Here is a 14,951-nt window from a genome sequence, read left to right on the forward strand (position 1 = left end):
CCCCGACTCCCCGTCATCCCCGTACGGGGGCGACGCCCGCGCCGCACCCCGTCCCCGTTCGCCCGATCACTCTAGCGACCGGCACCGACACCCCGGGAACCCAATGCCCCTCAGGACCTCAGGAGTTCGGCGCCGCCACCGCCGCCGATGGCCGGATCGGGATCCTGTTCACCGGGCGGCCCGTCGCCGAGCGCACCGCCGAGGCGATGGCCGCCGGGGTCGTCACCACCGGGACCGCGCTCGCCGCCTTCGCGCCGAACGGGGCCACCACGTCCCGCTCTTCGACCAGCTTGACGATCCGCACCGCCGGGGCGTCCAGCGACGTCGGCAGGGCGTAGCCCGTCAGGTCGGGGTGGCGGATCACCCCCGCCACCGAGCGGAGGCTTTCGGTCAGCGCCGCACCCACGCCCTGCGTGACGCCCGCTTCGATACGGGCCTCCAGCTGGCCGGGGTTGAGGATCCGGCCCACGTCCTGGGCGACGGCCAGTTCGACCACGCGCACCGCGCCGAGTTCCACGTCCACGTCCACCACCGCCCGGACCGCGCAGAACGCGAGGCCGACGAAGGCGTCGCCCTGGCCGTGCGCGTCCAGGGGCTCGGTCGGGTGGGGCCGGCACTGGGCGGTCGCCCAGAGTTCCTTGCCCGCCATCGCCTCCGCGACCGTGGTGGAGAACGCGCCGTCGTACGACGTGATCCGGCCGTCCTGGATCTGCAGCAGCTCGGTCGACATGCCGAGCTTGTGGGCCATCGGCTGGAGGAGCTGCGTGCGGACCATCTTCGCGGCCCGCTCGACCGCGCCCCCGGACACCCACGTGTGGCGGCCGTGCGCCGCCGGGCCGGCCGGCGGCTGGTCGGTGTCGACCGGGGCGGTGACCACCTCGTCCACGCCCAGCACCTCCTGGACGATCTGGCGGGCGAGCGTCGAGAAGCCCTGGCCGGTGTCGACGGCCGCGCAGATCACGGTGGCCGCGCCGTCGACGACCTTCACCGTGGCGGTGGAGACCTCGTCGGCCCCCTCCGCGCCGAGCATGTGCACCATGCCCACGCCGTACCCGACCCCGCGCCGCACCGCGCCCGGCTCGCCCGCGCCCTCCGGGCCGCCCGGCAGCAGCCAGTCCTCCTCGGGGGAGTCCTTGGGGAGCGGGGGCAGCGGGAAGTCCCTTACCGAGCGCAGGAGTTCCGCGACCGGCGCCGGGCACGTGACCGTCTGGCCCGTCGGCAGCAGGTCGCCCGTCGCCAGTACGTTGCGCATCCGCAGTTCCGCGCCGTCGATGCCGAGCGCGGCCGCCAGCTTGTCCATCTGGCCCTCGTACGCGGCGCACACCTGCATCGCGCCCTCGCCCCGCACGTGCCCGGACGGCGGGTTGTTCGTGCGCACCGCCCAGCCCTCGACGAAGGCGTGCGGCACGACGTACGGGCCGCAGGCGAAGGCGACGGCCGCCGCGAGCGACTCCGCGGAGGCGTCGGCGTAGGCGCCCGCGTCCATCAGGATCTGGGCCTCCACCTTGACCAGCCGGCCCTCCGCGTCCGCGTGGTGGCGGTAGCGCAGCAGCGTCGGGTGGCGGTGGGCGTGGCCGAGGAAGGACTCCTCGCGGGTGGCGGCCAGCTTCACCGGGCAGCCGGTGCGCAGGGCGAGGAGCCCCAGCGGGAGCTGGAAGGCGGGGTCCTCGCGGTCGGCGGTCGCGCCCGGGACGCCGGTGACGACGATCCGTACCCGGTCCGGCTCCAGCCCGAAGCAGGCGGCGGCCAGGTCGCGGTCGGTGTGCGGGTCGGTGGAGGCGGTGTAGATCTCCACGCCCCCGTCGGGCCGCGGCACGGCCAGCCCCGCCTCGGCGCCGATGGGCGCGGGGTCCTGGCGGCCGATCCGGTACAGGCCCTCGACGACCACCTCGCCGGTCGCCTCCGGGTCGCCGTAGCGCAGCGGGATGTGCCGGATCAGGTTGCCGTCGGGGTGCAGGGCGGGCGCGCCGAACGACTGCTCGGGGTCGGTCACCGCGTCCAGCAGCTCGTACTCGACCGCGATGGCGGCGGCGGCGAGGCGGGCCGTGTCGGGGTGGTCGGCGGCGACGGCGGCGATGGGCTCGCCGTGGTGGCGGACCACGTCGTGGGCGAAGACGGGCCGGTCGGCGATCCGGCGGCCGTGGGTGGTGGCGCCGGGCACGTCGGCGTGGGTGACGACGGCGCGCACGCCGGGCATCGCGGCGGCGGCCGCGGTGTCGATGGAGAGGATGCGGGCGTGCGCGTGCGGGGAGCGGAGCACGGCGGCCCAGAGCAGGCCCTCGGCCCACAGGTCGGCGGCGTAGGGGAAGGTGCCCTCGGTCTTGGCGCGGGCGTGCGCGGAGGGGACGGAGACCCCGATTCCGCGCAGGACTTCCGGCGCCTCCCCCTCCCCGCCGCCGGCCGGCACCGTCGTGGTCGTCATCAGGGTGGCCGTGGCCGCGTCGTGCCCGCTCACGCCATGCCTCCGTTGTGGTGGATGCCGCCCTCGCCCGGCGCGGCCTGGTGCGGGATGCGCGGCTCGGCGGCCGCGGTTTCGTCCGTGGTGGCCGCCGCGCGCTCGGCCACCACTTCGCGGACCGCTTCGATGACGCCCTTGTAGCCGGAGCAGCGGCAGAGGTTGCCGCAAAGTGCCTGGCGGGTCTCCAGCTCGCTGGGGGCGTGGTTGCCTTCCAGCAGGTCGTGGATGGTCATGGCCATGCCGGGTACGCAGAACCCGCACTGCACCGCGCCCGACCGGCACAACGCCTGCTGCACGTCCGAGAGTTCCCCGTCGGTCGCGAGTCCTTCGACCGTACGGACCTCGCTGGACGCGGCCGTCGCGGCCGGGACCAGGCAGGACGCGACGAGCCGGCCGTCGACCTGCACCGCGCAGGCCCCGCACTCGCCCTGCGAGCAGCCGTCCTTGGCGCCGGCCAGCCCGAGGCGTTCGCGCAGCACGTAGAGGAGTGATTCGCCGATCCACGCACCGGTGACGGGCCGGTCGGCCCCGTTGACGCGCAGGACGTACGAGGCGAGCGGGTGCTCGTGATGGACGGCGGGGGCGTCGATGAGGGTTTCCTCGTACGTCGCATCCCCGGCCGGGAAACCTGCGGTGGTGTCCGCACCCGGGAGTGCTTCGCCGCTGTTGGCGCTTCCCGCACCCGGCGCGAACGACTCGGGGGCTCCGCCGACCGTCCCCTGCGCGAGCCCGCCGAACCCGTGCCCCGGCCCGGGCCCCGGCTCCGGCCCGGGCTCCGGGTGCACAGCGGCGTCCGCCCCCGGCTCCCCCACCGCGTCCGGCTCCGGCTCCGCCTGCGCGACGGCCCCGGCGAACCCGTGCACGTCGGCCAAACGGTGCCCGTCGGCGAACCCGTGCCCGGCCCCCGAGCCGTGTCCGTCGCCCGAGCCGTGTCCGTCGCCGAACCCGTGCCCGGCCCCCGGCTCCGCGCCCACCGGACGCGGCCGTTCCTCCTCGACCGGCATCCGCGCCGCCCCATGGGCCGCCTCGATGTCCGGCGCGGCGTACACCGCGGGCTCGACCTCCGGCTCGCCCGCCGGTGCCGGCAGCGGCGTGCCCACGCCGGGTCCGCCCAGCACCCGGGGACCGCGCCCCGCGCCCCCGGCGGCCGCGCCCGGGTCCTCCGCGCCCGGCAGTACGCCCGAGCTCATGGAGGTGTCGTACGCCGGCGTCGCCCAGGGCGCCGCGGCGCCGCCCGGCAGGGTCGCCGGGGCCTGGCTCCAGTCGGCGGCCGCGTTGCCGGCCGCGTCACCGCCCCCGAACGCCCACTGCCCGGTGGCCTGGGACTCCTCGGGCCGGCCCGCCTCCAGGAAGCGCCACTCCGCGGTGGCCCCGGGGTCGGGCTCGTGCCCGGCGTCCTGCCCGGGCCCCGCCTCCGCGTGCGCGGCTTCGGCGAACGCCGCCGCCACCGACGCCGGGAGCGGGATCGACGCCGGGATGGGCCCGCGCGCCGGTGTGTTGTCGGCGCCGCCGCCACCGCCCGCCTCGGGCCACGGCGTGGGCATCGTCCACGTGCCGGTGGCCGTGGGATCCGTACTGGCCGAGCCCAGCGGCACGATCATCGGCGGCGGCACGTACCCGTGCCCGGGCGCCGCCAGCGGCTCCCCGCCGTCGAGCGCGTCCAGCATGTCCTGCGGCAGTTTCACGAAGGCCGTGGCCTCGGAGTCGTACTCGCCGCCCTGCGGCACCGGCTCCCAGCCCCAGGCGGCGCCGGCCTGACCCGCGGCGGTGCCGGCGGAGCCCGCGCCCCCGTTCGTTCCGCTCACGTTCTCGTTCTCACTCATGAGCTCAGCGCCCTCCCCAGGGCCCTCCGTGCCAGTACGGCCACCGTCCGCCTCAGATGCAGTACCCCGGCGGCCACCGGTTCCCCCTGGTCGGGCACGCAGGCGGCCGCGACGTACTCGCCGAACGCCTCCAGCGCCTCGGGGGCCAGACCGCGTTCGCCGTCCCAGTCGATCAGCGAGGCCACCCACTGCTCGGCCTCCAGCGGCCGCAGCGGCATCGGCGCGACCGCGCCGATCGCGCAGCGCACGCCCCGGCGCGCGGGGTCCAGTACGAGCCCTACGGACGCCACCGCGCGCCCCGGCCCCGTACGCCCCGTCGCCTTCAAGAACACCTGCGGCGCGTGCAGCAGCGGCACCCGCACGAAGCCGATCAGCTCGCCCGGCCGCAGCATCTCGCGCCCGGCCAGCAGGTGGGAGACCGGGATCTCCCGCCGGGCCACGCCCGAGTCGCCGAGTCCGCCGGGCCCGACGATGACCAGCACCGCCTCCAGCGCCGCCAGCACGGGCAGCGCGTCACCGGTCGGCGCAGCCGAGGCGACGTTCCCGCCGAGGGTGCCCGCGTTGCGGATCTGCGGCGGACCGGCGGCCCGGGCGGCGGCCGCCAGGGCCGGGATCAGAGCGGCGAAATCCGGCCGCCCCATCCGCGCGTGGGTGAGCCCCGCGCCGAGCAGCGCGTGGCCGTCCTGGTACTGCCAGCCCCGGATCTCGTTGATCCGGCCGAGGCCGACGAGCGCGGCGGGGCGCAGCAGCCCGGCGTTGACGGCGGCCATCAGATCGGTGCCGCCGGCCACGGGCACGGCGGCGGGCATGGCGGTGAGTGCCGCGACGGCCTCGTCGAGCGAGGCGGGCAGCGTGACGGACTGCACCGTCCGGGCACCCTGAGGCCCCTGAGGTGAATGCGGTGTGTGCAGTGCATGCGGTGCGTGCGTGGTCAACCCAGCTGCCCCTTCCCGATGTCCCGGTCCCGGCGCTCACGCCTGTCCGCCGTACGGTACGTGCTCACCGCCGGGACGTGGCAACTCTGGCACATCTTCCGGGTCTCCCGGCGCGCAGGTCGCCCTCGTACCCCCGCGCCCCCGCCGCTCCCGTCCGGCCCGGCCAAGTCCGCTGCATTCACCGGGTTTCGACCGAATCGGGCAAGAATTCTGACAAACTCCGCATCGTTTACGAACCCGGCGCAACGATTGTGAATCACGGCGAACCACCCGGCCCGACGCCCGCCGGCACCCGGTCGCCCGGGTCACACGATCGGGGGCTCTCCCCCGATCGGCCGTCCCAGCACGCCCGGGCGCCGCTGGCGGGGCAACGGGCCGCCGGGCGGCCGGTAGTCGACCCCGAGCGCGTCCAGTCGCGCGTAGTGCCCGGCCATCCGCGCCTCGAAGGCCGCCGGGTCCCGCTCCGCCGGTTCCGGCAGCCGCGACCACACCACCTCGGCGAAGGCCGCCAACCGGGGGAACACCTGGTAGTCGACGCGGCTCTGGCTCTCCATCACCTCGGTCCACACGTTGGCCTGGGCGCCCAGCACGTGCGCCGCCGCCTCCGGTGACAGTTTCGGCGGAACCGGCTCAAAGCGGTACACGTCGGCCAGAGTCCGTACGTATCCGATCGGCATCGGCTCCTCGGGGCCGGCCGCCTGGCGGTGGTCCAAGTACACCTGCTGCTCGGGGCACATCACCACGTCGTGGCCCGCCTCGGCCGCGGCGACGCCGCCCGCGCAACCGCGCCAGGAGGACACGGCCGCGCCGGGCGCGAGACCGCCCTCCAGGATCTCGTCCCACCCGATCAGGCGCCGCCCGCGCTCGGCGAGCCAGCGGTCGAAGTGCCGGACGAACCAGGACTGGAGGCCGTCCTCCCCGTCCACCCCCAGCTCCCGGATCCGCCGCTGCGCCGCCGGGGAGGCCCGCCACTGCGCCTTGGGGCACTCGTCGCCGCCCACGTGCACGAAGGGCGAGACCTCCGCCGGGAACAGGTCCAGCAGCTCTTCGAAAACCCCTTCGTAGAAGCGCAGTACGCCCTCGGAGGGCGCCAGGACGTTCTCGCTGATGCCCCAGTCGTCCCACACCCCCAGCGCGACCGTGTCCACCACGTCGGTGTTCCCCAGCTCCGGGTAGGCGGCGATGGCCGCCTGCGAGTGCCCCGGTACGTCGATCTCGGGGACCACCCGCACGTGCCGCTGCGCCGCGTACGCGACGATCTCGCGGACGTCGTCCTGGGTGTAGTGGCCGCCGTGCGGCGTCTCGTTCCACAGCGGCGAGGCGCGGTGGCCCCACCGGCTGCGCGGCCGCCAGCCGCCGACCTCCGTGAGCCGCGGGTAGCGCTTGATCTCCACCCGCCAGCCCTGGTCGTCGGTCAGGTGCAGGTGCAGGACGTTCAGCTTGTGCGCCGCGAGCAGGTCGATGTAGCGCAGCACGCCGTCCTTGGGCATGAAGTGCCGGGCGACGTCGAGCATCATCCCGCGCCAGCCGAACCGGGGGCCGTCCTCCACCACCCCGCAGGGGAGTTCCCACACCCGCCCCGGCAGCGGCGCCCGCCGGTAGGCGTCGGGGCCGAGGAGCTGACGCAGCGTCTGGGCGCCCCAGAACGCGCCGGCCGCCGAGCCTCCCGACAGCTCCACCCCGTCGGCGTCGACCGCGAGCCGGTACTCCTCCGCCGCCAGGCCCGGGTCCAGCGCCAGCCGTACGGCGCCGCCCGCGCCCGGCGCCGCGTCCGGGAAGGCGAATCCGGTGGCGGCCCCCAGCTCCCGCCGCAGCCAGCCCGCCACCCCCTCGGTCCCGGACCCGGCGGCCAGCCCCGTCGCGGGCCCCAGCACCAGCCGCGGCCCCTCTTCTCGAAGCTCCGCCCGGCGGGGCAGGGGGATCAGGTCCATGTTCGGCCCTTCGCGACAGCGCGTCGCGCGCTGCGCAACACCCGCTGCGCAGAGCGCCCGTCGGGCCGACCCTACTGGTACGCGACGGGCCCCCGGAAGGCGCCGGGGCGCTTCCGGGGGCCCGTGACCGTACGCGTCCGGAAGCCGCCCCGCACGGTGTGCGGCGCTCGCGGACCGCGCGGCGGGACTACTTGTCCTTGCCGCCCTTGTCCTTGTCGCCGCCCGCGCCCATGGATTCGTAGATCTCCTTGCACATGGGGCAGACCGGGTACTTCTTCGGGTCGCGTCCCGGGACCCAGACCTTGCCGCACAGCGCGACGACGGGGGTCCCGTCGAGCGCGCTCGCCATGATCTTGTCCTTCTGGACGTAGTGGGCGAAGCGCTCGTGGTCGCCGTCGCCGTGGGACACCTGCGGCGTCGGCTCTACGAGGGTCCCCGTACCAGTCCCGCGCTCGGGCTCAAGAGTGCTCATGAAATCCAGGGTACCGACCCTCGCGCGGGTCAGTTGAGCGACGGGTCGTCCGGATAGGTGGCGACCATGGCGAGGTCGCTGCGCTGGCGGCGCAGCACGGCCCGCCAGAGCCGTTCGGGGTCCGGGAAGGACACGTCGCCGGGCTCGGAGTCCACCACGTACCAGGCGCCTTCGCCGAGCTCGTCCTCCAGCTGGCCGGGGCCCCATCCGGAGTAGCCGGCGAAGATCCGCAGCGAGCCCAGGGCGGCCGCCAGCAGCTCCGGCGGCGTCTCCAGGTCGACGAGGCCGATCGCCCCGTGCACCCGGCGCCACCCCAGCGGCCCCTCCTCGCCGGGGATGACCGCGATGCCCAGGGCCGAGTCCAGCCCCACCGGGCCGCCCTGGAACACCACCCCGGGGTCGCCGGCCAGCGGCGCCCAGGGCAGCAGGATGTCGACGACGCCCACCGGGGTGGGCCGGTTGAGGACGACGCCGAGCGAGCCCTGCTCGTCGTGGTCGAGCAGCAGCACCACCGCGCGGTCGAAGTTCGGGTCCGCGAGGGCGGGGGTGGCCACGAGCAGCCGCCCTGTGAGGGAGGACACCTCGGTCATGCGGACATGATCCCGCATATCGGCCCGCGAGGGGGAGCCGAGGACCGCATCCGATCACGGGCGGATCGCGGGGCGCGCGCCCCGTCGGCCCCGCAAGCGGCCCCGAACGACCCGGAAGGCGACACTCCGCAACGCTGCGCGCACGGTGGGTGCCATGCGGGTGCTATGCCTAATTGATGACAGTCCTACGGCCGCGTCAGCCATACAAACAAGGGGGTGGTGCCCCTTACCCTTTTCACTGGCCCCTGCCCACACTCCCCTGTTCGCCGGGGAGTCCCTCTTCGGAACGCGAGATCCATGACCGGCACTGACGATGTCCTGCTTGTCCACGGCGGTACCCCGCTCGAGGGCGAGATCCGTGTCCGCGGCGCGAAGAACCTCGTGCCGAAGGCCATGGTGGCCGCTCTGCTCGGCAGCGCGCCCAGCCGGCTGCGCAACGTGCCCGACATCCGTGACGTCCGGGTCGTCCGCGGTCTGCTCCAGCTGCACGGTGTCACCGTGCGCCCCGGCGAGGAGCCGGGCGAGCTGATCCTCGACCCCACCTACGTCGAGGCCGCCAACGTCGCCGACATCGACGCGCACGCGGGCTCCTCCCGGATCCCGATCCTGTTCTGCGGCCCGCTGCTGCACCGCCTCGGCCACGCCTTCATCCCCGGCCTCGGCGGGTGCGACATCGGCGGCCGTCCCATCGACTTCCACTTCGACGTGCTCCGCCAGTTCGGCGCGACCATCGAGAAGCGCGAGGGCGGCCAGTACCTGGAGGCGCCGCAGCGCCTGCGCGGCTGCAAGATCCGGCTGCCGTACCCCTCCGTCGGTTCGACCGAACAGGTGCTCCTGACGGCCGTTCTGGCCGAGGGCGTGACCGAGCTGAGCAACGCCGCCGTCGAGCCGGAGATCGAAGACCTCATCTGCGTCCTGCAGAAGATGGGCGCGATCATCTCCCTCGACACCGACCGGACCATCCGGATCACCGGTGTGGACGAGCTCACCGGCTACAACCACAAGGCGCTCCCGGACCGTCTGGAAGCCGCTTCCTGGGCTTCCGCGGCGCTGGCCACCGGCGGCAACATCTACGTCCGCGGCGCGCAGCAGCGCTCGATGATGACCTTCCTGAACACCTTCCGGCGGGTCGGCGGCGCGTTCGAGATCGACGACGAGGGCATCCGCTTCTGGCACCCGGGCGGCCCGCTCAAGGCCATCGCGCTGGAGACGGACGTGCACCCCGGCTTCCAGACCGACTGGCAGCAGCCGCTGGTCGTCGCGCTGACCCAGGCCTCCGGCCTGTCCATCGTGCACGAGACGGTGTACGAGTCGCGGCTCGGTTTCACCTCCGCGCTCAACCAGATGGGTGCGCACATCCAGCTGTACCGGGAGTGCCTGGGCGGCTCGGCGTGCCGGTTCGGGCAGCGCAACTTCCTGCATTCGGCGGTGGTCTCCGGTCCCACCAAGCTCCAGGGCGCCGATCTGGTCATCCCCGACCTGCGCGGCGGGTTCTCGTACCTGATCGCGGCGCTGGCGGCCGAGGGCACCTCGCGGGTGCACGGCATCGACCTGATCAACCGCGGTTACGAGAACTTCATGGAGAAGCTCGTGGAGCTGGGCGCCAAGGTCGAACTGCCCAACGGCGACCTCGTCTAGACCCGTCGTTCCCGGGGCCCACAGCGGCCCCGGGCAGGCCTGAGGGCGGCCACCCCGCACGGGGGTGGCCGCCCTCGGCCGTTCTACGTACCACTGCCGTCCCGAGGACCTGTACGGCCCTCGGCACAAGGGCGGTACTACTTGCCCTTGGCGGCTTCCTTGAGCTTGGAGCCCGCGGAGACCTTCACGCTGTAGCCGGCCGGGATCTGGATGGGGTCGCCGGTCTGCGGGTTGCGCGCGGTGCGAGCGGCACGGTGGGTGCGCTCGAAGGTCAGGAAGCCGGGGATGGTGACCTTCTCGTCGCCCTTGGCGACGATCTCGCCGACGGTCTCGGCGAGCGCGGCCAGAACGGCGTCGGCGTCCTTGCGGGTCACCTCGGCGCGCTCGGACAGAGCGGCCACCAGCTCACTGCGGTTCATGTTGTACTCCCGTGTTCAACTTGCCTTAGAGGCGTGAGATCGAAGCCGATGCTGCCAGGGCCCTCGGACAGTCCCCGGACCCGGGTCTGAACGTCAGACCCTCTCGCCCGGTTACGCATCCTGCCCCCACCAGCGGCGGGAAAGCCAATCCGGCACCCGCCAGGGTCACACGAAAAGCGCCACAGTCACGCCGCGGTGACGCTCCGTCCGCACCTGTCGTTCCGGTGGATGCGGACCGCGGGCCCCGCGGGCATCCCCGCAACCCTAGAGGCGCCCGGCCGGGCCCGCATCCCGCGACGCGCCGGGATCAGGCAGAGGTGGGTGCCGTCACAGCGGCCGAGGCGGCCTTGCGGACGGCACCGGCGACCGCGCCCGCGACCTTGTCGTTGAACACCGACGGGATGATGTAGTTGGCGTTGAGCTCGTCCTCGCCGACGACGTCGGCGAGCGCGGTGGCGGCGGCCAGCATCATGCCGGTGTCGACGGTGCGGGACTGGGCGTCCAGCAGGCCGCGGAAGACACCCGGGAAGACCAGCACGTTGTTGATCTGGTTGGGGAAGTCGGAGCGGCCGGTGGCCACGACGGCGGCGGTCTGGCGGGCCACGGCCGGGTCCACCTCCGGGTCCGGGTTCGCGAGCGCGAACACGATCGCGCCCGCCGCCATGGCGGCCACGTCCTCGCCGCTGAGCACGTTCGGGGCCGAGACGCCGATGAAGACGTCGGCGCCGACCACGGCTTCCTTGAGGGTGCCCGTGTAGCCCTCGGGGTTGGTGTTGTCGGCGATCCAGCGCAGCGGGGAGTCGGGGGCCGCGTCGACCAGGTCGGGACGGCCCGCGTGCACGACGCCGTTGATGTCGGCGCTGACGGCGTTCTTCACCCCGGCCGCGAGGAGCAGCTTGAGGATGGCGGTACCGGCCGCGCCGGCCCCGGACATGACCACCTTGATGTCGCCAACTGCCTTGCCCACGACGCGAAGTGCGTTGGTCAGGGCGGCGAGCACGACGATGGCGGTGCCGTGCTGGTCGTCGTGGAAGACGGGGATGTCGAGGGCCTCGCGCAGCCGGGCCTCGATCTCGAAGCAGCGCGGCGCGGAGATGTCCTCCAGGTTGATGCCGGCGAAGCCGGGGGCGATGGCCTTGACCACGGCGACGATCTCGTCGGCGTCCTGCGTGTCGAGGCAGATCGGCCAGGCGTCGATCCCGGCGAAGCGCTTGAAGAGGGCCGCCTTGCCCTCCATGACGGGCAGCGCGGCCATCGGGCCGATGTTGCCCAGGCCCAGCACGGCGGAGCCGTCCGTCACGACTGCGACGGAGTTGCGCTTGATGGTCAGGCGGCGCGCGTCCTCGGGGTTCTCGGCGATGGCCGTGCAGACGCGGGCGACCCCCGGGGTGTAGATCATCGAGAGGTCGTCGCGGTTGCGGATGGGGTGCTTGGACGACATCTCGATCTTGCCGCCGAGGTGCATCAGGAAGGTGCGGTCGGAGACCTTGCCCAGACTGACGCCCTCGATGCCGCGCAGCTTCTCGACGATCTCGTCCGCGTGCGCGGTGGAGGTCGCGGCGATGGTGACGTCGATACGGAGCTTCTCGTGGCCGGACGCGGTGACGTCGAGGCCGGTGACGGATCCTCCGGACGACTCCACGGCGGTGGTGAGCTGGGAGACCGCGGTTCCGCTCGCGGGCACTTCCAAGCGGACCGTCATCGAGTACGAGACGCTGGGCGCCGTTGCCATGGCCGTGTTCCTCTTCTGTCCCTGGTTTTTCTGTACGCAGGGCCCCGCTCGGCGCCCCCAACGATGGCAGGCGCGGCAGGACCTGTTGTCCGATCGTCCCACCTACCAGCCGGTACAAGGTAACCAGCTACAAATTTCGGAAGAACACTTCCACCATACGAGATTTCATGGCAGTGGGAAAGCCCACCGAGGGCCGTTTCCGGCCACCGGGCGCCCGGTGCCCACCACGCACCCGCCGGGCCACGCAAAACAGGTCTGCCCCTCCGCGACGGCGGAGGGGCAGACCTGTCTTCAAGCTGAAACACCGACCCGCCATGCTCGCCTCGCGGCAAGTGGTCGCTCTAGGCGACGAAGGTTGGGCCCGGGGGCTTGGATCGAGCCGGTGTCGTAACCAGGCTAACAAAGGATCGCCGAAAGCGGTCCCCCTCCCCGGGGGTCGTCCCCGTCACCACACCCCTGGCCGCGGGCCATCCGGCCCAGCGGGCCCGTCGTCACCCGGCGTCCGGGGCCAGCAGCGCGGGCACGCCCGAGGCGCCGGGGGTGTCCCGCGCGGCGGAGACCACCGTCAGCTGCTGCGTCGCGCGGGTCAGCGCCACGTACAGCACCCGCAGCCCGGCCGGCGACTCCTCGGCGATCTCCGCCGGGGAGACGACCACGGTGGCGTCGTACTCCAGCCCCTTCGCCTCCAGGCTGCCCAGCGCCACCGCCCGGTCGCCGAGGTCCGCCAGCCATCCGGCGGCCTCCGCGCGCCGGTCCATGGCCACGACCACGCCGACGGTGCCGTCCACCTGCTCCAGCAGCCGCCGGGCCTCCTCCCGCACCGCCTGCCCCAGATCGCCCTCGGCGGCCGTGAAACGGGGCTCCAGGCCCGTCGAGCGGACCGCCCGCGGCGGTTCCATCCCCGGCATCGCCCGCCGCAGCACGCGGGAGGCGACCTCCGCGACCTCAGCAGGGTTGCGGTAGTTCACGGTCAGCGTGAACCGCCGGCGCGGCCGGGTGCCCAGCGCCTCGTCCCGCGCCGCGGCCGCCTCCTGCGGGTCCGTCCAGGACGACTGGGCCGGGTCGCCGACCACCGTCCAGGTGCCGTGCCGGCCCCGGCGGCCCACCATCCGCCACTGCATCGGCGTCAGGTCCTGCGCCTCGTCCACGATGACGTGCGCGTACTCGGTGCGCTCCGCCGCGATCCGCTCCGCCCGCTCCCACTGGGTCTCCTCGCGGGTCGGCATCAGCTCCTCCAGCCCGCTGAGCTGGTCCAGCGGGTCCAGGTCCCGCTTGCGGCGGGGCCGCGCGGGTGCGCCCAGCAGCTGCTGGAGCTCGTCCAGCAGCGCCACGTCGTGCACCGAGAGCGGCCCCTTGCCGTCCGGACCGATCCGGCGCAGCGAACGCGCCAGCAGCCGGACCTCGCGCGGGTTCAGGTCCCGGCGCGACCAGCGGCCGAGCTTGCGCTCGTCGGCCATCGCGGCCAGCACCCCGCGCGGGGTCAGCTCGGGCCACCAGGCGTTCAGGAAGTCGATGAAGGCGTCCTCCGAGGAGACGTCCTCGTCGAAGGCGGACCTCAGCTCGGCGGCCAGCTCCGGGTCGCTGTGCCGCCCGTTGGCGCCGGACTTCGCGTACAGGGCGTCCAGCAGCAGCTTGCGGGCGCGCGGACGCAGCAGGTTGACCGGCGCGGTGCCGCCGAGGACGTTCTGCCGGATCCGGTTCAGTTCGCCGGCCTCCAGCTCCTGGCGCCGGCCGAAGGCCACGACCCGCAGCCGGTCCGGGGCGCTGCCGCCGGCGCCGCCGAGCTCCAGGGCCCCCCGCACGGCCTTGCGCAGCACCTTCAGCATCCTGGACGAGCCCTTGACGCGCGCCACGGCCGGCTCGTCGTACGTGGTCGCCTCGGCCCCGTCGACGAGCGAGCCCAGCGCCCGGATGGAGACCTGCCCCTCCTCGCCGAGGGAGGGCAGCACGCCTTCGGTGTACGCGACGAGCAGCGGCGTCGGCGAGACGATGAGGATGCCGCCGGAGTAGCGCCGCCGGTCCTGGTACAGGAGGTAGGCGGCGCGGTGCAGGGCCACCGCCGTCTTCCCGGTGCCGGGACCGCCCGCCACCTCCGCGACGGACGCGGCGGGGGCCCGGATCACCAGGTCCTGCTCGGCCTGGATGGAGGAGACGATGTCCCGCATGGAGTGCGTACGGGCCCGCCCGAGCGCGGCCATCAGGGCGCCGTCGCCGATGACGGGCAGCTCCTGCCCGTCGAGGAGGGCGGTGACCTCGGGGCGCATGAGGTCGTCCTCGACGCCGAGCACCTTGCGGCCCTTGGATCGGATCACGCGGCGGCGCACGACCCGGCCCGGATCCTTCGGCGTGGACCGGTAGAACGGCGCGGCCGCCGGGGCCCGCCAGTCGATCACCAGCGGCGCGTAGTCGGAGTCGAGTACGCCGATGCGCCCGATGTGCAGGGTCTCGGCGATGTCGGCGGTGAGGTCGGCGCGGATGGCGTCGTCGGCGGGCTCGACGGAGGTGTACGCCCCGTCGGGACCGCGTTCGCCGTCCTTGCCGAGGACCAGGTCGACGCGGCCGAACAGGAAGTCCTCGAACTCGTTGTTCAGGCGGTTGAGGTGGATCCCGGCGCGGAAGACCTGCGCGTCGCGCTCGGCGAGCGCGCCGGGCGTGCCGACCTGCCCGCGCTTGGCGGCGTCGTTCATCAGGAACTCGGCCTCGTGGATCTTCTCCTCAAGGCGTCGGTACACCCGGTCGAGATGCGTCTGCTCGACCACGATCTCCCGATCGCGGACGGAATCCGCCGTGCTGTCGACAGCGGCATTCTGCGCGGCCACCAAGGCCCCCTTCTGACGTGCATGGGCGACCGTCAACCGTACGCGAAGCGGGGCCGGGTCCGCACGCCCGTTCCGGGACCGTTCGCGGATCGCTGCGAAGATCACCGCTAACGGCGGCCTGGCCGGGTCCTCGG

10 protein-coding genes are annotated in these 14,951 nt (G+C 73.8%); 1 reads left to right on the forward strand and 9 read right to left on the reverse strand.

Going from position 1 to position 14,951, the window contains the following annotated elements; genetic code table 11:
• Positions 1–118: 118 nt before the first annotated feature.
• From ACWGH1_RS17210 to ACWGH1_RS17235, 6 genes are all read right to left on the reverse strand, one after another.
• A complete protein-coding gene (locus ACWGH1_RS17210) occupies positions 119–2,422 on the reverse strand; it encodes a xanthine dehydrogenase family protein molybdopterin-binding subunit (RefSeq protein WP_453353872.1) in 2,304 nt (767 codons plus the stop codon).
• Between the two features lie 29 nt (positions 2,423–2,451).
• Complete coding sequence (locus ACWGH1_RS17215; RefSeq protein WP_453408786.1) at positions 2,452–4,281, reverse strand: 2Fe-2S iron-sulfur cluster-binding protein; 1,830 nt, start codon at positions 4,279–4,281, stop codon at positions 2,452–2,454.
• A complete protein-coding gene (locus ACWGH1_RS17220) occupies positions 4,278–5,216 on the reverse strand; it encodes an FAD binding domain-containing protein (protein WP_453356889.1) in 939 nt (312 codons plus the stop codon). The genes ACWGH1_RS17215 and ACWGH1_RS17220 overlap by 4 nt, the downstream gene beginning before the upstream one ends.
• A gap of 305 nt (positions 5,217–5,521) precedes the next feature.
• Positions 5,522–7,147, reverse strand: a complete 1,626-nt coding sequence (locus ACWGH1_RS17225) for a beta-N-acetylhexosaminidase (RefSeq protein WP_453408787.1) — start codon at positions 7,145–7,147, stop codon at positions 5,522–5,524.
• 187 nt (positions 7,148–7,334) lie between these two features.
• Positions 7,335–7,619, reverse strand: a complete 285-nt coding sequence (locus ACWGH1_RS17230) for a DUF3039 domain-containing protein (protein ID WP_007264396.1) — start codon at positions 7,617–7,619, stop codon at positions 7,335–7,337.
• A gap of 29 nt (positions 7,620–7,648) precedes the next feature.
• Entirely contained in the window at positions 7,649–8,209 is a 561-nt protein-coding gene (locus tag ACWGH1_RS17235; protein WP_453357236.1) for a YqgE/AlgH family protein, read from the reverse strand.
• 297 nt (positions 8,210–8,506) lie between these two features.
• On the opposite strand from ACWGH1_RS17235, the gene murA reads away from it, so the two are divergent.
• Entirely contained in the window at positions 8,507–9,847 is a 1,341-nt protein-coding gene (gene murA / locus ACWGH1_RS17240) for a UDP-N-acetylglucosamine 1-carboxyvinyltransferase (protein ID WP_190182663.1), read from the forward strand.
• A gap of 137 nt (positions 9,848–9,984) precedes the next feature.
• Here the strand turns inward: murA and ACWGH1_RS17245 are convergent, their stop codons facing one another.
• From ACWGH1_RS17245 to ACWGH1_RS17255, 3 genes are all read right to left on the reverse strand, one after another.
• Positions 9,985–10,266: an HU family DNA-binding protein gene (locus ACWGH1_RS17245; protein ID WP_007264399.1), complete on the reverse strand. Its 282-nt coding sequence runs from the start codon at positions 10,264–10,266 to the stop codon at positions 9,985–9,987.
• Between the two features lie 307 nt (positions 10,267–10,573).
• The gene (locus ACWGH1_RS17250) at positions 10,574–11,998 is read right to left on the reverse strand and encodes a malic enzyme-like NAD(P)-binding protein (RefSeq protein WP_453357381.1); all 1,425 of its coding nucleotides are present in this window, start codon (positions 11,996–11,998) and stop codon (positions 10,574–10,576) included.
• Positions 11,999–12,489: 491 nt separating this feature from the next.
• Positions 12,490–14,817, reverse strand: a complete 2,328-nt coding sequence (locus ACWGH1_RS17255) for a HelD family protein (protein WP_453408788.1) — start codon at positions 14,815–14,817, stop codon at positions 12,490–12,492.
• Positions 14,818–14,951 lie beyond the last annotated feature (134 nt).

Source organism: Streptomyces sp. NPDC054883 (assembly GCF_053610645.1).